Genomic DNA, 20,962 nt, shown 5'->3' on the forward strand with positions numbered 1-20,962 from the left:
ACAAGAAAATTTGACGTTGATAGAGCAAAGCTTAGAGCGGATGGAAAAAAAAGTGCTTTCCCACCACATGCAGTCAACCTGAAACACCTGATAGCTAAGGGTTTATCTGCGACTGCATCTTTATTTTCACCTGTTATAGTTGCATATCAGTGGGTTAATAAAGCTAGTAATATTCTCAACAATAAAATAGCTCTTGATGCTGCTGGAGTCAAACAAAGTTATCAGCAACTGTTAACAGAAATGTCCTCTCAATTGCAGAAAGCTGGTACACTGACTACCGCCATCGATAACTTTATAAAAACCACCCATAACTACTGGTCTGGACTTTTTCATTGTTATGAAATTGAAGGTTTTCCCCGAACTAATAATGACTTAGAACATGCTTTTGGTATGCTACGTCATCATCAACGTCGTTGTACCGGTCGTAAGGTTGCCCCCTCATCTCTCGTTATTCGTGGTTCTGTCAAACTTGCCTGTGCGTAGGCGTAGCCCGTCGTAGACATCGCTACTAAGCTTCATTCTTTTACCGCATCTGATTTAGCACAAGTTGATATTCATACTTGGCTCGAATTACGCTCTCAATTACAAAAACACCACCCATTGCCAGAATTGAACAGTATCGATTTCGCAGAGACCCCAAGGCTTACTTGGCTAATCTAGAGAGTCGTTTTCTCTAGTGAATTTTACCACACTAGAATTTAACTAAACTAGAAGTTGATAAAAACTTAAACTTAAAATCTCAAGGTGGCACAATTGATAATGCTCTTCAGGATTTGCAAAAATTTTTACCTCTTGAAACTCAGCAAAACTCAGGTTTAGTAAAAATACCTAATAATATTAATAAGTTGAATGATTATCAAATTGCTGAAATTATTGCTGATTATTTAGAATCTCATGTATTAATTCAAGAAATATATAGAGAATATCAGCCTGATCAATGTTTTCATTATGATGATTTTGATAAAATCTTATTAAAGAATCGTTATGTAAGTAGTAGTAGAGATCCCAAGGACTACCGTAGTAGATTTTTATCATGGTTTTGTTTTGCTGGTTTACTAGAAATAAGACAAGATGAGTGGATATATAGACCTATTAATTCTAGGAAAGGAAAGCACAAAGGAAACGTTTCGGACTGCGAATTTAGAAATAAACGAAGAAAAGATAAGTCTAAAGGAAAATATCGGCAGTTAAACGCATTAGATTTACTCGAACAAAGCTTAAATAGATCACAATTATAGGATTTTTCTTTTGCGTCTTAGCGCGAAACACAAAAAGAGGATAAAGCAAAAGCTTATCCACAAAAAATCAATTAATCAATCGAATTTCCAATGCCCAAGAATTAATATAGTCAACTTTTATCTTCAGTCGGTATAAAATGCAAAAAATTTAAACAGATGCAAAACCAGTAAACTGCCGGACATAAGGTGATCTAAAACCTAAAACAATATCTGTTGTCGGCACACCTAATTTTACTAACTGATTAGCTATTCCTTCTTCAGTAAAATCGCGCTGAATCCAAATCTTTCCACCCTTTATACTAATATGAATTGGGCATCCATACAGCCTTTCTTCATCATTCCATCCCACATATACTAATAAGTAGCGATCGCGTTCTGTATCAAAAACAATTTCAGTATTTTCTAAATTTTCCTGGGGTTGCTCATTTGCATATTTATATATAATTCTTTTTACTAATTCCTGATAATTTAATTTTTCCATAATACTATCTCCTGTTTCTGAACATGAAAAACCAATAATTTGATTTCATACCGTTCTAATACACTTTGAATAAATGAATCTATAAAAAACTCTTGATAGATGTCTTTAGATATTGCTAAATATAATACTCGCTCAGAGTCCTTTTGCTCTAATGCTACCCTGTAGTTCAAAAATTGACCAACAGCTGTATGAAACTCTGAGATTGCTGACACCCCAATAAAACTTTTTACCTCTACTGCTATTTTTTGCTCGCCTTTATCAGCCGAAATTAACTTTTGCGCTCCTAAATCTATTTTAATTCTAATTTGTTCAGAGAGGTTAAAAAACAAGGGATCATGTGTAATTTTCCAGCCATCTTTTTCTAAGGCTACTTTTACAGTATTATGAAAAATATCTTTTGCTGACATATAAAAAATAATAATCTAAATCATATCTTACCTAACTTTTTAAGTAAGCTGTTGCGCTTTGCGCTCTCTGCATCTACTTTGCGGGTTATGCTTGCAGTATGCACGAAACACAAAAAAAGGGATAAGCCCAAAAGCCTATCCCTCAAAAAATCAACTAATCAATGTATCAAGTTCCACTTGTCCAAGAGTTGATGTACTCAATTTGATCGGGTGTTAGGCTATCAATCGTGATACCAATAGCTTGTAATTTCAACCGAGCAATTTCTTGATCAACTTCAACAGGAATTGAGTGCAAACCAGGTTGCAACTTACCTTTATTCTTCACCAGGAATTCACAAGCCAAAGCTTGGTTCGCAAAACTCATATCCATTACAGCGCTGGGGTGTCCTTCAGCCGCAGCTAGGTTAATCAAGCGTCCTTGTCCAAGAACGACTACTGATTTACCATTTTTCAACTTGTACTCTTCGGTGAAAGGACGGACTTCTTTGATTTCTTTAGCTTGTGCAGCCAAGTATTTCAAATCAAGTTCTAAATCAAAGTGACCGGAGTTACAAACGATCGCACCGTCTTTCATGACATCGAAGTGTTCACCACGAACGACGTGCTTGTTACCAGTCACAGTGATAAATATATCACCTTCAGGTGCGGCTTTAGCCATTGGCAGGACGCGGAAGCCATCCATTACGGCTTCAATTGCCTTGATGGGGTCGATTTCGGTGACGATGACGTTAGCACCCATCCCACGGGCGCGGAGGGCTGTACCTTTACCACACCAGCCATAACCGACGACAACAACGTTCTTTCCAGCCAACAAAATATTTGTGGCGCGGATAATGCCATCTAGGGTTGATTGCCCAGTACCATAGCGATTATCAAAGAAGTGTTTGGTATCAGCGTCGTTGACGTTGACTGCGGGGAAGGTGAGAACGCCTTCTCTAAACATGGCGCGTAGCCGCACAATACCGGTGGTGGTTTCTTCGGTGCTACCAATCAAATCAGCAATTTGGTGTTGGCGTTCTTGTACCAAAGTTGCAACCACATCGCTACCGTCATCAACAATAATGTTGGGGCGATGATCTAAAGCTATTTGAACGTGGCGGTTATAAGTTTCGTTATCTTCGCCTTTTTGAGCAAAGACGGGAATTTCATGATCGGCGACGAGACTAGCTGCTACGTCATCTTGAGTTGATAAGGGGTTACTAGCAATTAAAAGCGCGTCTGCACCACCGGCTTTCAGAGCGATCGCCAAATGTGCTGTTTCTGTTGTAATGTGGGCGCAAGCTACAAGGCGTAAACCAGCGAAGGGTTTCTCGATCGCAAAGCGATCGCGGATTTGCTTCAAAACTGGCATTTCGCGTCCAGCCCATTCAATGCGCTGTCTACCCAAGGCAGCTAGGCCGAGGTCTTTAACCTCGTGCTTTAATCGGGGAGAAGTTGCGGTCATCAAAAGTTACCTCAAAAAATAAAAAAAGCTACGTAAATTTTACGCACTCTACTAGGTTATTCTACTACTGGCGATTTTTGCTTGTATGAAAGCAAATCACTAGTCAATAGTCCTCAAAACTAGCTTGACGTTTGATCAGCATAATGTCAACTTCATCCCCAGGTTCTTTCTTTTTGTTTTATCTTTGGAAAAAGTAAGACTGTTAAGCTTTATTTGCTGATTTTAATTACATCGTCATCTATCTAAAGATATAAAACAAATAAAAAAACATCAAAATTTCATCATCTCTAAGCAAAACCTCAACTTTAGATAGGTACATCTACCCAAAGTAATTAAGCAGCATAGTTAAAGTAATGATTAATAGATTTTACTCAAGGAGGTGTTTGAGTGCGCTTTCAATTTTTGGCGATCGCTAGTTCAATGGCCATAGCTGTTGTATCAGTGCCAAAAGCCACAGCCCAGATTCCTGTGTTACCACAACTGCTACCGTCTCCCAGCAGTGTAAGTAATGATGCAAATAATCGACTTGTTACAGGCTGGATTTATTTAGATGGTCGTCGGTTATTTCAGATAGCGGCATCAAGAAGCAACTTTCCTGAGCGTTCAGAAGATATCCAAAAGAAGTTGGAGAGAATTGCCCAAAATTACTTTCAGTCGCCACCAAATACAGCAGTTAACGTAAATATTCCCAAAGTAAACCAATTACCAGTAATTTATGTCAACGGTCAATATCTCATGACCGTTACTTCTGAGGATGCTAAACTCAGAGAGGTAGATACATGGACATCGGCAAATCAAATTGCCGAATCTTTACAAGAAGACTTGCAACAAGCAAAGCAAGAAAGACAAACTCAATTTTTAATCGACCAAGGTAAAATTGCTGCGGGCATTGGATTGGTAATGATGCTCATGAGTTTAGGGGTATATAGCTGGCAGCAGCGTTCCAAAAAGGATTTAGTACACTCCATCGCCTCTCAACCCAACATAGGCCCCTTAAACTCCCAAGTTTCACCAGCAGCAGCTCAACCAATTGCAACACAACTGAATCAACAGCAACAGCGACATCTCCAAGAAGTTAAGAGACGACTATTCCAGCTAAGTCAAGCAGGAATTTGGGGAGGTGGAAGCTTCTTTATTTTGGGTCTATTTCCCTACACACGACCATTTCAGGTAATAATTCTCAATGCCGTCCAATTTCCTTTGCGATTAGGTGTTGTGTTCTTGGGAACTTATGTAGCAATTCGTCTCATCTATGCCCTCATTGACCGCTTCACCACCACTCTAATTAGCAGTGGTGCTTTATTGACTCCAGAAAGTTCTGAACGGCTGAGACTGAGAGTTTCTACATTTTCGGGCGTGACTAAAAGCATTGCTACTGGTATCTGCGTGGGAGTAGGGTTTTTGCTAGCATTGGTGTCGTTGGGGATAGATATCGTTCCCTTGCTAGCGGGTGCGAGTTTAGTTGGTGTTGCCGTGTCTTTGGCCTCGCAAAACTTAATTAAAGATGCAATTAACGGTTTCCTGATTATTCTAGAAGACCAGTACGCTTTAGGTGATGTAATTAACGTAGGAGACGTAGGAGGCTTAGTAGAAAATCTGAACCTGCGGATGACCCAATTGCGGGATTCCGAAGGGCGCTTAATCACGATTCCCAATAGTGAAATTAAAGTTGTTGCCAATCTTTCTAGTCGTTGGTCACGAGCCGATTTAACGATCCCCATTGCCTACCAAGCCGATGTTGAAAAGGCTTTGAAGTTGATTGAAAATATTGGCTTTGAGATGGATAAAGATCCGCGATGGGAGCGTCAAATTTTGGAACCGCCACAAGTTTTGGGAATAGATCAATTTGGCGATCGCGGTTTAATTATTCGTGTATGGATTAAAACACAGCCCCTCAAACAATGGGATGTAGCACGGGAGTATCGCCGTCGTCTGAAAGTTGCTCTAGACCAAGCCGGAATTTCTATTTCTGTGCCTCAACAAGCGATTTGGGTCAATGATGAGCAATTGTTAAATTTCCAGAGTAATGGCAGTAATAGCAAAGCCAATTAGAAATTTGGATTCATTACCGCCTTTTTCAGTTGATTAGAGACTTGCAAAAAATAATTTGGGATAATCTATTTTTTGCAAGCCCCTTAGTTTTGAGGGTTTGTAGTAAGGACTTAAGTCTTTACTACAAATATGATTACCCAACAAACTATTGACACAAATAAACTTATGTGCATAAAAGGCTGATATCCACAACATCCTCTAAACTCTGATACCATTTTGTGTAATTTCCTGCTTGCTAAAAAAATTAGTTGAATAGAAATTAAGTACTTAGATAAGGTTTAGATAAGGAAGAGTGAAATGGGACTGAGCGACGGACTTTTGAATCCGACCAAAAAGGCTATGGTCATAGAGGACTGTTGCAACATGATCGAAGTACAGCTTGCATCCAAGTCAGGCATGAGTGGTATTGCTTTGAAAACTGCCTTCGCCGCCCTGAAAGGGGTTAAGCCAGGGTATATCCCCTATGTAGTCGAGCAGCTTTTGCCGCAATGCTTTACAGCACTTGACCCCATGTGGAGTGAAGGCGTAGCAAAAGGCGACCCAGTTGGATACCTAAGTGCAAATCGCTCTCATACAGCAGACGCACTACTGGGCGTTACCGATGCGAGAGTCAAAAATTCAAAGCGCCAAATCGTGCGAGGAACCTATGAAAAACTTCGCGGTTCAGCCAAAAAGCACGTAGAAGAGGCAGTGCCAGATTTAGCCAAAGTCATAGATAATTACACTAAGGCTTAAGCGAAAGAACTAGAGACGCGATTAATCGCGCCTTTTAGAAACGTGGTAAGCGTAGAAGCTTCCTCGGTTTGTTGTCAGACATTGCTTGCAATAATTCTAGAAGGTGCGATGCCTACGGCGGTAAACTACGTTTTTTATGCAACATCAAATTTTACAGCTTGATGATTTGTAACCAGCGTCTAAGTATTAGTAACTAAATTAACCTCGTTGTAACCTCGTTAATCTCGTTCCCAGTCTTCGACTGGGAACAAGGCAAAATAGTTTACTTTATCATCCCAATAGAAGAGAAGGGGGTTATAGAAGAAAGAGATGGCGATCGCCTAAGATAATTAGGGAAAATGCGTAGACGCAAGGCGGCCTGTCGCCAGACATCGCCTGAAAACTTCACCAACTCCAAATCAAGTCCCGCCAGTTGGATAGCTGCTTCTTTGAACTGTTCTCTGAGATTGATTAAGGCTTTTTGAATGGTATAATATTGCACAGCTTTGTTAATGAATCGACTGCGATCGCCTAAACAAATAAATTTTAAACTAGCTTTGATTTTTCCATTCTTTATAAGCTGTTAGCCAGTACAAAGACTGTTTAGGGCCTAGTTGTTTTTGTATATCCTCTGCTGAGTTATAAGGACGTTTAGATTCTATTTTCTTAGCATATTTTTCTCCTCTCCCACGAATTTTAGTAAGAATAGATTCTGGGTTATTCAAAAACTCTACAAAATTTTTAATATCTTCTGAATCAATTACTTGGTCGTTTAGTTTTGATTGTAAAGCAAATTGTTCAATAAGCTTTTCAACTTCGTGTTTTTTGTGAGCTATAAGAAATACCCATATTTGTTCTAACCCACTTTTTATAGCCGATTCATATATTGGTAAACCTGTCATCAAAAAAAATTTATCTTCTTCATCAGACAAAGAAACAATTGGAAGTGCTAGATTATATTTTAAATCGTTCAAACTTTGACTAAGTTTCGATAATTCTTTTTTATCAAAATTATGTAATCCCACTTGTGGCGTTTTTATTTGACTTAGAAAAATTTTTCCTGGGCCACTTTCAATATTTTTATACATTTTTAATTTCCCCTTCTACTTTCATCTTGATCAATTCTGCTAATAATTTCTTCTGTTAAATTTGATAATTGTTCAACAGCCTCCTTTTCACTGTTCGTTCTCTTAGACTCAGATTTTTGTTCTACAAAAACTCGCAGAGGCAGCCTTTTTTCTGAGGCATCAGAAAAGCTCTTTGTTCTTTTAATTTCAGGCAATAGCTTTGTGCCTAATTGTGCTCTTTCCAGTAGCTGTTTAGCAAAATTGTTAATCTTTATTTTGCTAGCAGATGCTTTACCTTTGCCACGTGATGGCTCTGTCATCATAGGTACGATACCTAAAACTCTAGCTTGCTACCGCTAACTTGGCAAAGTCGCTCTAAAGTATCAGGACTATCAAAAACCTCGGTAATTAAATTCTGACTTTGTTCCCAACTAACACCAGGAAAAGCCCTGGTCATAATCATCTCTGGTCATAATCATCTCTTGTAGTAGCGTGATTCCTTGTGAAAATTGCGAACCATCTTGTAGTTGCACAGGAACCATCGGCAAAACTTTGGGGTCTGCACCAAAGCGATTTGTTAACCTTCCTAAAGCGTTAGAAAAAATCAACACTAAGGGAATTGTATAAACAACATGACAATTTAGCTGGTTTAACTGTTCACCACGTTCAACAAAGAGATATTCTGGCTGGTAATGACCGGAAGGTTTCAAAGAATTATCAACTCGGTCGAGATTATCTACAATTACTACTAGTCCTTTTTTACCTTGCTGCTTCAGTTTTTCTATAGCAGGCTTGAGCAATTCTTTGTTAATTGATTCTAAAATGCCATTGGTACGCGGTTCTAAATATTGCCGTAACTGACCGCGAAGTTTAGAACTGTCTTTAGTTTTGGCGGTAATCTTGGCAATACCTACAGATAATTCAGCCTCAACCCCAATATCTAGCGGCGTTTGCAAAAACTCTGAAATTTCGGTAAATAGATTTTTAAAGTATCCTGGTTTGAGATTGATTTTGATTGCTTCAAGACTTTGACTGACTTCACGAGCTACTGCCAGTAAAATATCTGTAACATCAATATCAGCCATATCTAGGCTTTGGCTAGACTCGAAATAAACCACATGAAATTCCTGCTTCTCTAACTCTGCCTTTAGCCGCAGTAACTCAGTGGATTTGCCACAGCCGATATGTCCGGTAAATAATTGACAAGTAGGTTGCTCAGGTGAAAGACGGGTGATAGTTCGCCCAAGTTCTTCAATAATCTTGGCACCACGCACTTTAGAGAAATCAATATAATATTGTCTATCTTCCGGTTTGCTGACAACCAGAGTTTTACTGGGGTTGCAAGCTTGAAAAAACCTGAGTAAATCTAGTTTCATCACAATTCACCCGAAATTAAGCTGGCACTCTTGCCTATTTCAGTGATTATACAAACGATAAAGCGGCTATTTCGGAAAAAAGTCTTTAAGCTGGCTGATTAAGGACTTCGATAAAAAACGTGAGTTTGACAGACCTTTAGTTCAAGTCTGTTCCTCTCCGAGTCGGAGAGGGACAGGTTTTGCGTAGTAAAACCAGGGAGAGGTCTTTTGGGTGGACATGATATAACCAGTCGAACTCACGTTAAAAAAATATCCAAATAGTCAACTTAACGCAAATGGGCGGTTTTCCTCGTTCCCAGTCAGAGACTGGAAATGACATTCATTGAGTCTCTGACTCAATGCCAGACTGGAGGCAGAGCCTCAACGAGGGGCATTCCCATGCAGAGCATGAAAACGAGATAGACGAAAGAACAATGGAAAATCCAAGTTTTTTTGACTTACGTGTACAACGCAACTAGCAAACGTCTACAATTTCAACTTCTCACCGCGAATCGAATAATCTAACAACTCCATCGGGTGAATAACTGAAATTTTCTTACCTTGCAAGTGCAAATGCTTTGTAATTTGCAAAGTACACCCCGGATTAGCAGAAGCAATTAACTCAGCACCAGTATTTAATAAATTCTGCACTTTTTGTCGCCCCAATTCTTCAGCAACTTCCGGTTGCAGCATATTATAAACCCCAGCGCTGCCACAACATAAAGCCGCGTCTATTGGTTCTCTCAACTTCACCCCTGGAATTTGTCGCAATACCTGACGCGGTTGCACGCTAATCTTTTGCCCATGCAATAAATGACAAGCATCTTGATAAACTAAATTCAAAGGTTTATCAGTCACTGGTGAAAGTTTCGCTGTTAAGCCAACAGTTGCCAAAAACTCTTGAGCATCTTTAACTTTAGCTGCAAAATCCTTTGCCTTTTCCCGATATTCTGGGTCACTTTCTAAAATGTGACCGTATTCTTTTAAAGTATGACCGCAACCAGCAGCATTGATAATTACGAAATCTACATCCTCGTTGGCAAAACTATCAATCATCTGCCTTGCTAATGCTTTTGCCTGCTCTGTTTGTCCTTGGTGTTCGGGAAGCGCTGCACAACAACCTTGAGATTTGGGAATCACAACTTCACAACCATTCGCTGTTAAAACCCGCACGGTTGCTTCATTCACTGGGGAGAAAAACAGCCGTTGCACACATCCCAAAATCATCCCAACTCGGTAGCGCTTCTCACCTTGGGCACGAATAATAGTAGGCAAACTATCCTGAAAAGATTTGAGAGTAATTTCTGGCAGAATTGATTCCATTGCTGCCAAACGGGGCGATATTTTATTCAATAAACCCGTAGCGCGAAAGAACTTAGCAAACCCCAACTTTTGATAAACCAACAACGGAACTAATAAAATCCGTAAAAGATTGGGATAGGGAAATAAAGAAAATATCAGCTGACGAAAAAATTGATCTGGTAAACTGCGAGGATAATTTCGTTCAACTTGGTGACGAGTTGCAGAAATTAACTTGTCATACTGCACACCAGAAGGACAAGTACTCACACAAGCAAGACACCCTAAACAAGAATCAAAATGTTCTACAGTTGCCGTATTTAGAGCAATCTCACCCTCATTAATTGCATCCATTAAATAGATGCGTCCTCTAGGAGAATCCATCTCCTTACCAAGCACTCGATAACTCGGACAAGTCGAAAGACAAAATCCACAATGGACACAACTATCAATCAACTTTGGGTCAGGCGGATGACTCTCATCAAACCCCTTCAAATTCTTTAAACTAGCCGTATTATTAACAGAATTTTCGGAAACTTGCATATTTCTATCTTTCCCCTCTCTACCTCAGCGTTCTCTGTGCCTCTGCGGTTCGTTTTCTTAAAATTAAATCCCACCCACAAACCGCCCAGGACTTAAAATATTTTTACTATCAAACTGTTCCTTAATACGGCGCATCAACGGCAAAGCATTGCCAGTGTAACCCCAAACATCTATTTGTTCTTTAACCGCCACTGGTGCTGACAGAATTGTTAAAAAACCACTACTTGCTTGAGTGCGATCGCGCACTATTAAAACTTGCTTTTTACTCTCTAATTGTAACAAACCCAAACCACTACTTATATGAATTAAACCCAACTCCACTTGAGTCAAAATATCCACAGCAGCAGTAGGTAACACTCCTATTTTGCAGGTAATTACAGATTCTGTATTAGTATGTATTAGTTCTTGCAATCTCTGCCATAGATTAGCTTCATCATCATCGGCAAAAATTGCTCCATTTAAACCTAACTTTTGCCCTACTTCTAAAACTCGGTTTGACTGTTCTTTAACACTCTCACTAATACTTTGAAAGCGAGCAATTAATCCCAGTCCTTTACCCAAACCTAAGCTAGACACCAATTTAGCTGATAGCAAATCAGCCTGAACTGGTGTTAACGCCGAACCTCGAAGGATATCAGCTGCTTGAGCTACAGCCTCAGCTTTACCAGTTAATATTACCGTCCCCGATGCTTCTGGTAGCGGATACAAGCGAAAAGTTAGTTGACTAATAAAGCCTAATGTGCCATATGACCCAGTAAATAACTTCATCAAGTCATATCCGGCGACATTTTTAACTACTCTTCCCCCAGCTTTGGCGATTTCTCCATCAGCACGCACAAAGGTAATACCTAGTAACTGGTCGCGCACACTACCATAACGTTGCCGTAGAGAACCTGTATCACCTGTGGCAACAATACCGCCGATGGTTGCCGACTCTGGCGCTGTGGGATCAAGGGCGAGAAATTGCCGCGACTTTGCCAAAAGTGCTTGCAAATCGGAGAATTTCATCCCAGCTTCTACTGTGACAGTTAAATCACCAACCGCGTGTTCAATCAGTTGGTTCATGCGTTCTGTACTGACTACAACATCAATGCCCTTAGCTAAACCACCCCAGCTAAGTTTACTGCCACTACCACAGGGGAGGACGCGCCAGTTATTTGTGTGAGCGGTGGCAATGACCGCGGCTAGCTGTTCTTGGGTGCGAGGATAGACAATACAACTGGGTGAATTTCCAGAAGCGTAGATGCCTTGCGGCTTCTCGTTAGAGATCGCCTGCTGAATACGTTTTTGCTGATCGAGTTCGATATTTTCCCAAAGACAAACAGCATTTTCTTCGCCGACAATAGATGCAAAATCAGAAGCGCAGACGGCTTGCGGTCTGTCATTAGACATTGCTTTCATTGAGTTTATTTTTTTACGCCCTACATCTAATTTACTGGCTAACCTGACTAAAAAGCGCATTGCTACTAATATACGGTGACTTTAGCAATGCCTACGGCAAACTGCGCCAGCGCTAGCTTGTAATCAGCGCCAAATAAAAGTAACGTGAGTTCAACAGCGATCGCTACTCTTTTACAATAAAAAATACTATTTAACTTTAATAATGATACAAATACGCTAGTAAAGGCTTGTCTTTGCCATGCCCTTACGATAAATCTATATGTGTCAGGATTTTCGTGAATTGGTATAAGTAATGGGGAATTATATACTCTGATTTCGGACTCATCGACCACGGGTAGAGTTAGGAGCAATACTTCTCGGATTTTGCACTTTTAACTCGGAATCGGGTTTGGGGAAAAGGTTAAATGGGAAGGGGACAATACAGAATCTTTTCCTTTGCCCCTTATCCCCAGAGGGGGCCCCACCTTTTCCCGACTTCTGCAAGAATTCTATTCTCCTTCATCTCCCCTACCCCTTTCTGTCTCTAGGAAGAATCCAGCAACAGTAACTTTATGTATAGTAGTTTACTTATTCATAGCGTTTTATTAAATTAACCTTAATGTACTGAAAACTTATTGATTTGCTGTGCTTAAGTTTTCAGCTACAAAAGTGGGTAGCCATCCAGCCCGCTGCTAATAGGTGCAAAATTGTGTTCTATCTTTAGGAGAAATAAGGCAATGGGGCCGATGTTTATTGCTGCCAACGATTGGCCACATATAGCGTTTAGATTATCTTTGGCGCTCCTGGTTGGTTGCTTGATTGGATTTAACCGTCAGCAAGGAGGAAGGGCAGCAGGGATGAGAACATTTATGCTTGTGAGTATGGGAGCAGCACTATTCGTGATGATTCCTTTGCAGGCTGAGGGTGAAAGTGCTTATGCTACTACCGATGCACTGAGTCGCACAATTCAAGGTGTCGCTACCGGAATTGGATTTCTCGGAGCCGGATTGATTTTACAAGAGTCTCCAAGAAAATCTGCAACGCCAAAAGTAAAAGGTTTAACTACAGCCGCCTGTATCTGGACTGCTGCCGGCTTGGGAGCTGCAATTGGTTGTGGTTTGTGGCAAATGGGATTATTGGGAGGCTTATTGACTCTGATTACCCTCAGTGGGGTAAAGCGGCTCAATCGCGCATTTGTCTTTATGACGAGTCATGGTAAACATGGGACTACTAAGGATTTCACTACCTCTGATGAAGATGATGATTGACCGTAGTTAACGTTCCAATTGAAAACTATACTTGCTATTGTCCAAAATTAGGCCAAATAGATCGGATTCCCGCCTACTATTTGTTTGAAAAATAATTTGTTATTTCTTAGCTGATTTTAATGAGTCTATCAGGGTTTATTCAGAGCGATCGCTGATTATAGTCATTAATGTAGGGAATCCCGTACTGGAGTTGATTGTCCAGTTAACCCGAAAATAGAAAATAATAGATATATGGACAAACGGTATTTTTTACAGGCTAGTGCAGTAATAGTCGGCACAGCATTGCTATCAAGGTATATCAATTGGGGGTCAGAAGCGATGACAACTTCTAAGAGTGGATTTGAAGTTACCAAACCAGAGTCAGAGTGGCGCACCATTTTAACTCCAGAACAGTTTAATGTATTGCGTAAACATGGGACTGAACGCCCTCACACCAGTCCACTAGATAAGGAATACGACCAAGGCACTTATTTTTGTGCTGCGTGTGAGCTACCACTGTTTACATCTGATACCAAATTTAACAGTGGCACTGGCTGGCCCAGCTTTTTTAATCCAATTGAAGGTGCGATCGCTACTACTGTAGACAGGTCGTTGTTTATGAGCAGAACTGAAGTGCATTGTAGTCGCTGTGGTGGTCATTTGGGTCACGTTTTTGATGATGGCCCCGCACCCACTGGTAAACGCTACTGCATGAACGGTGTTTCGCTGAAGTTTGTTCCTGCTTGATAAGTTGCGTAGGCGCAGCCCATCGTAGACATCGCACCCATTAACCTAAATCGTCCTATTTGTTTGGCTCTTTTTTCTCCTTTTTGTCTTTGGGATCTTTTTTAGGTTTTTTAACTTCTTTATTACTTTTTCTTTCCTTAGACATCAGTGTTCTCCAACTAGGCTAGGTTAATCAGTGAAAGCTTCCACATTTTGCTGTCTAGGAATCAGGAAATGGTTTACCTGATATTGTTTACAAGGCAAAAAAGAAAGTATCAGACAGAAATGCTGCTAACTACCATGATACGGTGTTGTTTGATTTTCTTCTGATAGCCTTATCTATTTGAACCACAATTTCCTATTGAGGCGCATAGCTAGCTGTGCGCCCCAATACTGATAAGGTGAAAATATTATTAACGCAACAGTGTGTAGTTGAATAATTCAAGTCAGATATCAAGCTTTAGATGCTCCCTTACAGTGACTCTGAACCACATTTCTTGGAATTCACTGGCAGCATCTACTGTGACAATAGTAACTATCACTGTTTCTGATTGCCCTGCCTTGACTTCAGACACTCAGGATTTAATTACCCAGTCGCCACAAAATAGTCAATTACTCCGTACCCTTTTAACATCTTCTGATTCAGGTTATTCAAATTATTAAAGTGTGTTGCGATCGCTTGCTCTTCACACTGAGGATTTAGAGCGTGTATTGATTGGCTTTTCTTTAGCCTTAGGCTCAACAAGATATGTCATTGCACTAAGTCCAACCATTCCCCCACCAATGGCATACATAATATTTTTATTCAAGTATTGGGAGCCAACGTAGCCAAAGGCAATTGCCGCAACTGTTGTGACAATCATTTGAGGTAGTTTCATAAATATACCGTCCTTTGCTCAACTTGCTGTAATTGCAGATATTTCATGCTTCAGCCTTGCCACGATAAATTAACAGGCAAAGAAGGTGGATTCTTTGCATTTATATCAGTGGTCATAATATTAAACTTCGGACTGAGCTTGTACTACGTTCTAAAGGCAGGTAATCAAACATCCTTGGGTAGAAATTGCCTCAACTTCCCTAAGGGACTTTCAGTTAAAAAAACATCCTATCCCTAACGCTCCAAATTGGCGTAAGCGTCCCGCAGGGTACATAGGGGCGCAAGGCTTTGCACCCCTACAAATCTACAAATAATTTGGGATAATTTATTTTTTGCAAGTTCCCAACATTAAAACCGATGATTGCCCCCACTCATTTATAATGTCGCTACAAGATCCTTTAAGCGATCGCGTCCATCCCGGAAAACTGGCCATCCATCCCCCACCAGCACTGCTTCTACCCGACTTAGTTGAGCCAACCTGCGAACAGAAGCAACAGCCTCCTCTCGATTCAGCAGCTTGTCATCTGGTAAAATCGTTAAGCTACCTGCTTTACGTGCCCGTACTAAATCCCCTGTAATTAAAGTTGTCTCCTCTAATAACAGAGCCAATTCACCGGGAGTTTTAGAACCTTGGAGTTCAATCACCTCCAGTCCTGGGACAAATTCTTCACCATCAGATAGCCAGCGATCGCAAGGTATAGGAAAAGTGTCTTTTTCTGCCACAGGGCCAGCTATTTTAGCATAAGTTTGATCGGCAATTTCTTTACTTGCCCTAATATGCTCAGAATTAGTCAGCACAATCCAAAGCACACCGCCAAGGGATTTTATATGATTCCAATCATGGTTTGATAAGGCTACTGGGTCAATCAAGATGTTGCCATCTGGGCGAATCCAGGCAATCCCATTGAAATCAATATTTCTTGCCGGATTGAAATTAGACCAGCTATAGAGATCGGGACGGTGCAAAGATTTCATGATGATTCTGGATCGGTACTTCAACAATTGACTATTAATCTCAATAATTAAGTATATAGATAATAAGGGTATTGGGTATTGGGCATTGGGTTATTTTCCTCATCTCCGTACTCTGGATCTGGAATTTGAGTATACTACGATAAATTTATCGGTATTATAGTTTTTATCAGGTTTACAGAAATTCCCAGATAACGGCAATCAAGATCAACGGAGGTATAGGGGTAAGTGAGATTGAACGCCAAAAAATATCAGCGAAGGCAGAACAGTTTACAGAGCAGGTGATTCGAGAAATGACGCGGGTGGCACTGCAATACGACGCGGTAAATTTGGCACAGGGATTCCCTAATTGTCCGTGTCCCTTAGAGTTGAAACAGGCAATATATCAGGCAATAGAGGCAGATGTTAATCAGTATGCCATTACTTGGGGCGATCGCTGATTTCGTCATGCGATCGTTAACAAAGTCCGTTGGTATCTCGGCTTAGATATTAATCCCGAAACCCAAATCACTGTTACCTGTGGTTTTACAGAAGCAATGGCATCTGTAGTGCTAACGACAATCGATCCTGGTGATGAAGTAATTGTATTTGAGCCATATACAGTATTTTACAAATTCTAGATCAAGGGTAATTCCCTATTTCGTTCCCAAACGAGCCTATTACGTACTTGCAGATATTTCCAAATTTGGCTATAAAACAAATGTTGAATTTACTTACCATCTGATTAAAGATATTGGTGTTGCTGTAGTTCCCGGTTCCGGTTTTTTCAGCCAACCAGAAAAGGGACATTCGTTAATCAGATTTTGCTTCAGCAAAACACCTGAGACATTAAAAACAGCTAGCGATCGCTTACTCAAATTACAATCAAATTTATAACCGACATTATAATATTTCTTTTTTATCCTCTCTTATGGAAGTTGTAAAAATTACTTTTTTGTGAAGCCCTTTTGTTTGAGGTCAGTTTAAATTCCATTAAAAATTACGAATTTATCAGATCATCTATCTTCAAATTAATATAAGTTAATAAAACCTAGATTAATATAATTTTACAAATACTTGATTTAAGCATTTATTTGTTAAAAAACATAACATCATTTTCGAGTTAAATTTAACTTTAACTTTTGATCCCCAATATAAATTTGACTTGCAAAATGAAACTCCACTCCGAAATGAGGCATTCTAAGCCTTAATGTACAGTATTCCCCAGAGAAACAACACTAAACTACTGTATAATTAGTTAAAATTTCCGGTAATTATATCGGGATAGTAGGCTTAAAATTTCTGGATTAAAAACCCCATTGACTCTTTAAAAGTATAGGACTAATGTGATGAGTAGTCCTTCCGAGGACACTATATTTATGCATCAAAAAATCAGGAGGTATTTCCGATGATGATGATGACTGAAACCATGACTCCAGAAATGCAGACTTGCATGGATGTTTGTATGAACTGTCATAAAATGTGCATGGAAACCATGACTTATTGCATGAGTAAAGGTGGTCAGCACATGGACAAGAGCATGATGAGTATGATGAGTATGATGCGCGATTGCTCTGAAATGTGCATGATGTGCATGAACATGATGATGAGCGGTTCTGAGTTCATGGAACGCACTTGTATGCTTTGCGCGGAAATGTGCGATCGCACTGCAATGGCATGTGAGATGATGAGCGATGACGCAAAAATGATGGAATGTGCTGCCGCTTGCCGCAAGTGTGCAGAGTCTTGCAGAAGTATGCAGATGATGCCTGCATAATTTCTCTAACTAGCAGAAGTTTCTCTGCAACCTAATATTCAAGCGCTCAGACTCTTCGGTCTGGGCGCTTGAAGTAAAGACTTAAAGGTAATATCTCTGCGCTCACTCCATCAAAATCAACCGCAGAGGATCTAAACGCACATACCAAGGAAAAGGTTTATCTTTCATCGTTGCCCATTTTTCTTTGAAGACTTCAGCTTGCAGATGGTAATCTTGAGAATTCTTGCTAGGCGAATTTAATTTGAGAAATAATGTCATCCGATGGGGCGTTTCACTTGTTCGTACTACCCAACAGGGAAAGGTATTTTCTTGTGATGAGTCGTTGGTAAAAATGAACTGATGGGCACGAATGCCGATGTGAGATAATTCGCTCTTAACTGGTTCAATTACTTGCAGAGTACAACCCCAATCAATCGCTTCTACCTGTTGCGATGACTGGAGAACAGCACGGGAGAAGTTTTTACATCCGGTAAGTTGGGCGACACTAACGGTAGTAGGATGCTGGAAAATATCATATTTGCTGCCATGATGAACGGCTCTACCATGCTCCAATACCAGCAGATTCGGGCAAATCCGATAAGCTTCTTCCATATTATGAGTGACAAATAGAGTCACACCTTTGTAGCCAGCTAGAGTTTCTGTCATTTGCTGCTCTAATTGGCTACGCAGATGGGTGTCAAGTGCGGAAAACGGTTCATCCAAAAGCAGCGCTTCCGGTTGACTTGCTAATGCTCTTGCTAAGGCTACCCGTTGTTGCTGGCCCCCTGAGAGTTGGTGCGGATAGCGATCGCCTAATCCCTGCAACTGCATTGCTATTAGTTGCTGTTCTACTTGTACTCTAATACTCCCAGCAGATAGTTTTTTGGGCAAGCCGAAAGCAATATTTTGCGCCACACTTAGATGCGGAAACAGAGCGTAATTCTGCACTAAAAAACTGATGCGGCGATCGCGGCTGGGTAAATTAATTCCTTGTTTTGAGTCAAACAGTACTCTGTCATTTAAAACTATGCGTCCACTAGAAGGCGTTTCTATCCCTGCAAGACAGCGCAAAATCATACTTTTACCTGCTCCAGAACCCCCCAATAGTCCCAAAGGTTGCTCATCAGTAGTGAAAGCAACTTTTAAATCAAAGCTAGGAAGTATTTTTTCAATATTGACAAACAATCCCCCAGATTCAAAACTAGAGTCGAACGTATAAAGATTTTCTCCCCCTGCCTCCCCTGCCTCCCCTGCTCCCTCTGCTCCCTCTGCTCTCCTCCCCTTCTCCCTCAATTCTTGCCAAAAGTTGACTGCAATAATTCCAGAGAGAGAAATCACCATAATTGCGAGCGCCCAAAACCACGCTTCGTCCATTGCTCCCGCTTCCACAGCAAAATAAATCGCCATTGGGATTGTTTGCGTTTGTCCGGGAATATTACCAGCCAACATCAGCGTCGCCCCAAATTCTCCCAAAGCACGGGCAAAAGCGAGCATTGTGGCGGCTGCAATACCGGGTAACGCTAGGGGGAAACTGATGCGCCAAAAGATTGTAGCTTCAGTTGCACCAAGGGTTCTGGCTACTCGCAGCAGATTACCGTCTATTTGTTCAAAGGCTCCTAGTGCAGTTTTATACATCAAAGGAAAAGAAACTACTGTGGCTGCGATCGCTGCACCATACCAAGTAAAAACGATGGTGAAGTCAAAAGTCTCCATGAGTTTCCCTACAGGGCCATTTTTCCCAAAAAATAGCAGCAACAAGAAACCGACAACTGTGGGAGGCAAAATCAGTGGCGCAATAAAGATACTCTCAATCAACGATTTACCCTTGCCACGATATCCCAGCATCCAGTAGGCAGCAGCGATACCCCAAAAGAAGGTGATAAATGTGGCAAGTAACGAAGTTTTGAGTGATATCCAAAGGGGCGATAAATCCAATGGCATAGTTGCGTAAGGAAGAATTAGCTCAACTAATCCCTAATTTACCAACTTTAATCTCGAAAAGTTGGTAAAACTTGGTCAATTAGATTACGAACGATGAAGAAAATCCGAAAAACAGAATATTCATATTGGAGAAACAATATGTAATGACTCACGCAGCTAGCAGATGTATTTTCTGTTATGGAATCTAGAGCAAAGACAAATTCGCTCCAATACTGCTCGGTTAAAGGGAAAAGGAGCGGAAGGCTCGATATATAAGGTTTTTTCCCTTTAACCCTTTCCCTTTCCCCCAAAACCCGACAAGTATTGAAATCCGCTTTGGAGAACCTATACGAAAAAAGTATGACACTTGCGTCAGTCCTAAGAAAAATAGCAATAGGAGTTTATTTATGGCTATCTACGGCACTTCTGGCAATGACAATCTAATCGGTACTGAATTGGCTGATATCTCCATTTTTGGTTATGCAGGCAACGATAATATTAATGGCAAAGGCGGAGACGACATAATCGATGCTGGAGAGGGAAATGATTTAGTTTCCGGTGGCAACGGTAAGGACACTATCCTAGGTCGCGCAGGCAAAGATACTCTCTACGGAGACGATGGCAATGATGTTATTTATGGTGAAGCGGGCGATGACTTTATGTGGGGTGGAGCAGGCACTGATATTTTAATTGGTGGAACAGGCAATGATACTTACCTCATTTCTGCACAAACCGGGGATACGGCTGACACCATTACTGAAAATACAAACGAGGGTACTGACACTGTTTTATCTTATACTAACTACACTCTAGGGGCTAACCTAGAGAATTTGACATTATTGTATGCCAATACTGCTTCCTCTGGCACTGGTAACAGCCTCAACAATAAGATTATAGGAAATGATTACTCAAATGTTCTCAGTGGTTTGGGAGGAAACGATAACCTTGAGGGCAAAGGTGGCAACGATTATATCTTCGGTGGTGATGGTGATGACAACCTTCTCGGTGGGGCTGGTAATGATTTCCTTTATGGCGGAAAGGGTAATGACGCGCTCTTCGGTGACGAAATCACTAATGGTAGTGGTACTCCCGCAGGTAATGACTACTTGAGTGGTGAAGATGGTAACGATCTGCTCTACGGGGGACGTGGAAATGACACAATGCTTGGTGGTGCAGGCAATGATTTCCTCAATGGCTATGGCGGTGGTAGTGACGAAATCGATAGGTATACTGGCGGTACTGGGGCGGATACATTCAGTCTTGGTTACAACGGTTCTTTTACCAATATTGACTATTTGGGCAGTGGATATGCCATAATCACAGATTTCAAGCGATCGGAAGGTGACAAAATTAGGATCGGTGGTAGTATCAATAACTACAATTTTACAAAAAGTAACTTCGGTGGCACGGCAGCTTTAGATACCCTCATCTACAGAAATGGCGATTTAATTGCTGTTGTGCAAGATACTACAAACGTATCTACCGCTTTAGACTTTGTTGTCTAA

At 40.7% G+C, this 20,962-nt stretch carries 21 protein-coding genes and 2 pseudogenes; 10 read left to right on the forward strand and 13 right to left on the reverse strand.

Annotated elements, in window-relative coordinates; genetic code table 11:
* Window positions 1-483: pseudogene (locus tag H6G97_RS16125) on the forward strand (ISNCY family transposase); the annotation flags it as partial.
* 290 nt (window positions 484-773) lie between these two features.
* Window positions 774-1,238 (forward strand): hypothetical protein, encoded by a 465-nt coding sequence (locus tag H6G97_RS16130; RefSeq protein WP_190941759.1) that lies wholly within the window; start codon window positions 774-776, stop codon window positions 1,236-1,238.
* 148 nt (window positions 1,239-1,386) lie between these two features.
* Here the strand turns inward: H6G97_RS16130 and H6G97_RS16135 are convergent, their stop codons facing one another.
* The 3 genes from H6G97_RS16135 to ahcY form a co-directional block, all read right to left on the reverse strand.
* A complete protein-coding gene (locus H6G97_RS16135; protein ID WP_190941760.1) occupies window positions 1,387-1,719 on the reverse strand; it encodes a XisI protein in 333 nt (110 codons plus the stop codon).
* Window positions 1,707-2,126 carry a XisH family protein gene (locus H6G97_RS16140; RefSeq protein ID WP_190941761.1) on the reverse strand — a complete coding sequence of 140 codons (420 nt, stop codon included), beginning with the start codon at window positions 2,124-2,126 and terminating at the stop codon, window positions 1,707-1,709. The genes H6G97_RS16135 and H6G97_RS16140 overlap by 13 nt, the downstream gene beginning before the upstream one ends.
* A gap of 166 nt (window positions 2,127-2,292) precedes the next feature.
* Window positions 2,293-3,570 (reverse strand): adenosylhomocysteinase, encoded by a 1,278-nt coding sequence (gene ahcY, locus H6G97_RS16145; protein ID WP_190941762.1) that lies wholly within the window; start codon window positions 3,568-3,570, stop codon window positions 2,293-2,295.
* 387 nt (window positions 3,571-3,957) lie between these two features.
* On the opposite strand from ahcY, the gene H6G97_RS16150 reads away from it, so the two are divergent.
* Both H6G97_RS16150 and H6G97_RS16155 read left to right on the forward strand, forming a co-directional pair.
* Window positions 3,958-5,622, forward strand: coding sequence for a mechanosensitive ion channel domain-containing protein (locus H6G97_RS16150; RefSeq protein WP_190941763.1), 1,665 nt, complete (start codon window positions 3,958-3,960; stop codon window positions 5,620-5,622).
* Window positions 5,623-5,919: 297 nt separating this feature from the next.
* Window positions 5,920-6,357: a DUF6918 family protein gene (locus tag H6G97_RS16155; RefSeq protein ID WP_190941764.1), complete on the forward strand. Its 438-nt coding sequence runs from the start codon at window positions 5,920-5,922 to the stop codon at window positions 6,355-6,357.
* Window positions 6,358-6,619: 262 nt separating this feature from the next.
* Here the strand turns inward: H6G97_RS16155 and H6G97_RS16160 are convergent, their stop codons facing one another.
* From H6G97_RS16160 to H6G97_RS16190, 7 genes and pseudogenes are all read right to left on the reverse strand, one after another.
* Window positions 6,620-6,838: a hypothetical protein gene (locus H6G97_RS16160; RefSeq protein WP_190941765.1), complete on the reverse strand. Its 219-nt coding sequence runs from the start codon at window positions 6,836-6,838 to the stop codon at window positions 6,620-6,622.
* A 49-nt stretch (window positions 6,839-6,887) separates the two neighbouring features.
* Window positions 6,888-7,424: a hypothetical protein gene (locus H6G97_RS16165; protein ID WP_190941766.1), complete on the reverse strand. Its 537-nt coding sequence runs from the start codon at window positions 7,422-7,424 to the stop codon at window positions 6,888-6,890.
* A 2-nt stretch (window positions 7,425-7,426) separates the two neighbouring features.
* The gene (locus tag H6G97_RS16170) at window positions 7,427-7,726 is read right to left on the reverse strand and encodes a hypothetical protein (protein ID WP_190941767.1); all 300 of its coding nucleotides are present in this window, start codon (window positions 7,724-7,726) and stop codon (window positions 7,427-7,429) included.
* Window positions 7,727-7,746: 20 nt separating this feature from the next.
* Window positions 7,747-8,779: pseudogene (locus tag H6G97_RS16175) on the reverse strand (P-loop NTPase fold protein); the annotation flags it as partial.
* A 465-nt stretch (window positions 8,780-9,244) separates the two neighbouring features.
* On the reverse strand, window positions 9,245-10,600 hold the full coding sequence (locus tag H6G97_RS16180; protein ID WP_190941768.1) for a (Fe-S)-binding protein: 1,356 nt from the start codon (window positions 10,598-10,600) through the stop codon (window positions 9,245-9,247).
* Window positions 10,601-10,663: 63 nt separating this feature from the next.
* Complete coding sequence (locus tag H6G97_RS16185; RefSeq protein WP_190941769.1) at window positions 10,664-12,001, reverse strand: FAD-binding oxidoreductase; 1,338 nt, start codon at window positions 11,999-12,001, stop codon at window positions 10,664-10,666.
* A 65-nt stretch (window positions 12,002-12,066) separates the two neighbouring features.
* On the reverse strand, window positions 12,067-12,351 hold the full coding sequence (locus H6G97_RS16190) for a hypothetical protein (RefSeq protein WP_190941770.1): 285 nt from the start codon (window positions 12,349-12,351) through the stop codon (window positions 12,067-12,069).
* Window positions 12,352-12,717: 366 nt separating this feature from the next.
* On the opposite strand from H6G97_RS16190, the gene H6G97_RS16195 reads away from it, so the two are divergent.
* Both H6G97_RS16195 and msrB read left to right on the forward strand, forming a co-directional pair.
* On the forward strand, window positions 12,718-13,248 hold the full coding sequence (locus tag H6G97_RS16195; protein ID WP_190941771.1) for an MgtC/SapB family protein: 531 nt from the start codon (window positions 12,718-12,720) through the stop codon (window positions 13,246-13,248).
* 231 nt (window positions 13,249-13,479) lie between these two features.
* Window positions 13,480-13,974, forward strand: coding sequence for a peptide-methionine (R)-S-oxide reductase MsrB (msrB, locus tag H6G97_RS16200; RefSeq protein WP_190941772.1), 495 nt, complete (start codon window positions 13,480-13,482; stop codon window positions 13,972-13,974).
* A gap of 665 nt (window positions 13,975-14,639) precedes the next feature.
* On the opposite strand, the gene H6G97_RS16205 is transcribed toward msrB, so the two are convergent.
* A complete protein-coding gene (locus H6G97_RS16205; protein ID WP_190941773.1) occupies window positions 14,640-14,831 on the reverse strand; it encodes a hypothetical protein in 192 nt (63 codons plus the stop codon).
* Between the two features lie 374 nt (window positions 14,832-15,205).
* A complete protein-coding gene (locus H6G97_RS16210; RefSeq protein WP_190941774.1) occupies window positions 15,206-15,805 on the reverse strand; it encodes an MBL fold metallo-hydrolase in 600 nt (199 codons plus the stop codon).
* Window positions 15,806-16,095: 290 nt separating this feature from the next.
* Between H6G97_RS16210 and H6G97_RS52485 the strand changes: the two genes are divergently transcribed.
* The 3 genes from H6G97_RS52485 to H6G97_RS16220 all read left to right on the forward strand — a co-directional run bounded on the left by H6G97_RS52485 (window position 16,096) and on the right by H6G97_RS16220 (window position 17,558).
* Window positions 16,096-16,242, forward strand: coding sequence for a hypothetical protein (locus H6G97_RS52485; protein ID WP_242054951.1), 147 nt, complete (start codon window positions 16,096-16,098; stop codon window positions 16,240-16,242).
* 148 nt (window positions 16,243-16,390) lie between these two features.
* Window positions 16,391-16,678 (forward strand): aminotransferase class I/II-fold pyridoxal phosphate-dependent enzyme, encoded by a 288-nt coding sequence (locus H6G97_RS52490; protein ID WP_242054952.1) that lies wholly within the window; start codon window positions 16,391-16,393, stop codon window positions 16,676-16,678.
* A 511-nt stretch (window positions 16,679-17,189) separates the two neighbouring features.
* On the forward strand, window positions 17,190-17,558 hold the full coding sequence (locus H6G97_RS16220; protein WP_190941775.1) for a four-helix bundle copper-binding protein: 369 nt from the start codon (window positions 17,190-17,192) through the stop codon (window positions 17,556-17,558).
* A gap of 102 nt (window positions 17,559-17,660) precedes the next feature.
* Here H6G97_RS16220 and modB read toward each other — a convergent pair whose 3' ends face one another.
* Window positions 17,661-19,478, reverse strand: a complete 1,818-nt coding sequence (gene modB, locus H6G97_RS16225) for a molybdate ABC transporter permease subunit (RefSeq protein ID WP_190941776.1) — start codon at window positions 19,476-19,478, stop codon at window positions 17,661-17,663.
* Between the two features lie 386 nt (window positions 19,479-19,864).
* On the opposite strand from modB, the gene H6G97_RS16230 reads away from it, so the two are divergent.
* On the forward strand, window positions 19,865-20,962 hold the full coding sequence (locus H6G97_RS16230; RefSeq protein ID WP_190941777.1) for a calcium-binding protein: 1,098 nt from the start codon (window positions 19,865-19,867) through the stop codon (window positions 20,960-20,962).

It is taken from the genome of Nostoc flagelliforme FACHB-838 (assembly GCF_014698065.1).
GTDB classification, from domain to species: Bacteria; Cyanobacteriota; Cyanobacteriia; order Cyanobacteriales; family Nostocaceae; genus Nostoc; species Nostoc flagelliforme_B.

Excerpts from the sequence above, each read along its gene's own strand:
- msrB (WP_190941772.1), top strand. The coding sequence starts at position 13,480 with ATGGACAAACGGTATTTTTTACAGGCTAGTGCAGTAATAGTCGGCACA.
- H6G97_RS16230 (WP_190941777.1), top strand. The coding sequence starts at position 19,865 with ATGGCTATCTACGGCACTTCTGGCAATGACAATCTAATCGGTACTGAA.
- H6G97_RS16165 (WP_190941766.1), bottom strand. The coding sequence starts at position 7,424 with ATGTATAAAAATATTGAAAGTGGCCCAGGAAAAATTTTTCTAAGTCAA.
- modB (WP_190941776.1), bottom strand. The coding sequence starts at position 19,478 with ATGCCATTGGATTTATCGCCCCTTTGGATATCACTCAAAACTTCGTTA.
- ahcY (WP_190941762.1), bottom strand. The coding sequence starts at position 3,570 with ATGACCGCAACTTCTCCCCGATTAAAGCACGAGGTTAAAGACCTCGGC.
- H6G97_RS16180 (WP_190941768.1), bottom strand. The coding sequence starts at position 10,600 with ATGCAAGTTTCCGAAAATTCTGTTAATAATACGGCTAGTTTAAAGAAT.
- H6G97_RS16185 (WP_190941769.1), bottom strand. The coding sequence starts at position 12,001 with ATGAAAGCAATGTCTAATGACAGACCGCAAGCCGTCTGCGCTTCTGAT.
- H6G97_RS16170 (WP_190941767.1), bottom strand. The coding sequence starts at position 7,726 with ATGATGACAGAGCCATCACGTGGCAAAGGTAAAGCATCTGCTAGCAAA.
- H6G97_RS16205 (WP_190941773.1), bottom strand. The coding sequence starts at position 14,831 with ATGAAACTACCTCAAATGATTGTCACAACAGTTGCGGCAATTGCCTTT.
- H6G97_RS16210 (WP_190941774.1), bottom strand. The coding sequence starts at position 15,805 with ATGAAATCTTTGCACCGTCCCGATCTCTATAGCTGGTCTAATTTCAAT.
- H6G97_RS16155 (WP_190941764.1), top strand. The coding sequence starts at position 5,920 with ATGGGACTGAGCGACGGACTTTTGAATCCGACCAAAAAGGCTATGGTC.
- H6G97_RS16140 (WP_190941761.1), bottom strand. The coding sequence starts at position 2,126 with ATGTCAGCAAAAGATATTTTTCATAATACTGTAAAAGTAGCCTTAGAA.
- H6G97_RS16135 (WP_190941760.1), bottom strand. The coding sequence starts at position 1,719 with ATGGAAAAATTAAATTATCAGGAATTAGTAAAAAGAATTATATATAAA.
- H6G97_RS16220 (WP_190941775.1), top strand. The coding sequence starts at position 17,190 with ATGATGATGATGACTGAAACCATGACTCCAGAAATGCAGACTTGCATG.
- H6G97_RS52485 (WP_242054951.1), top strand. The coding sequence starts at position 16,096 with ATGACGCGGGTGGCACTGCAATACGACGCGGTAAATTTGGCACAGGGA.
- H6G97_RS16195 (WP_190941771.1), top strand. The coding sequence starts at position 12,718 with ATGGGGCCGATGTTTATTGCTGCCAACGATTGGCCACATATAGCGTTT.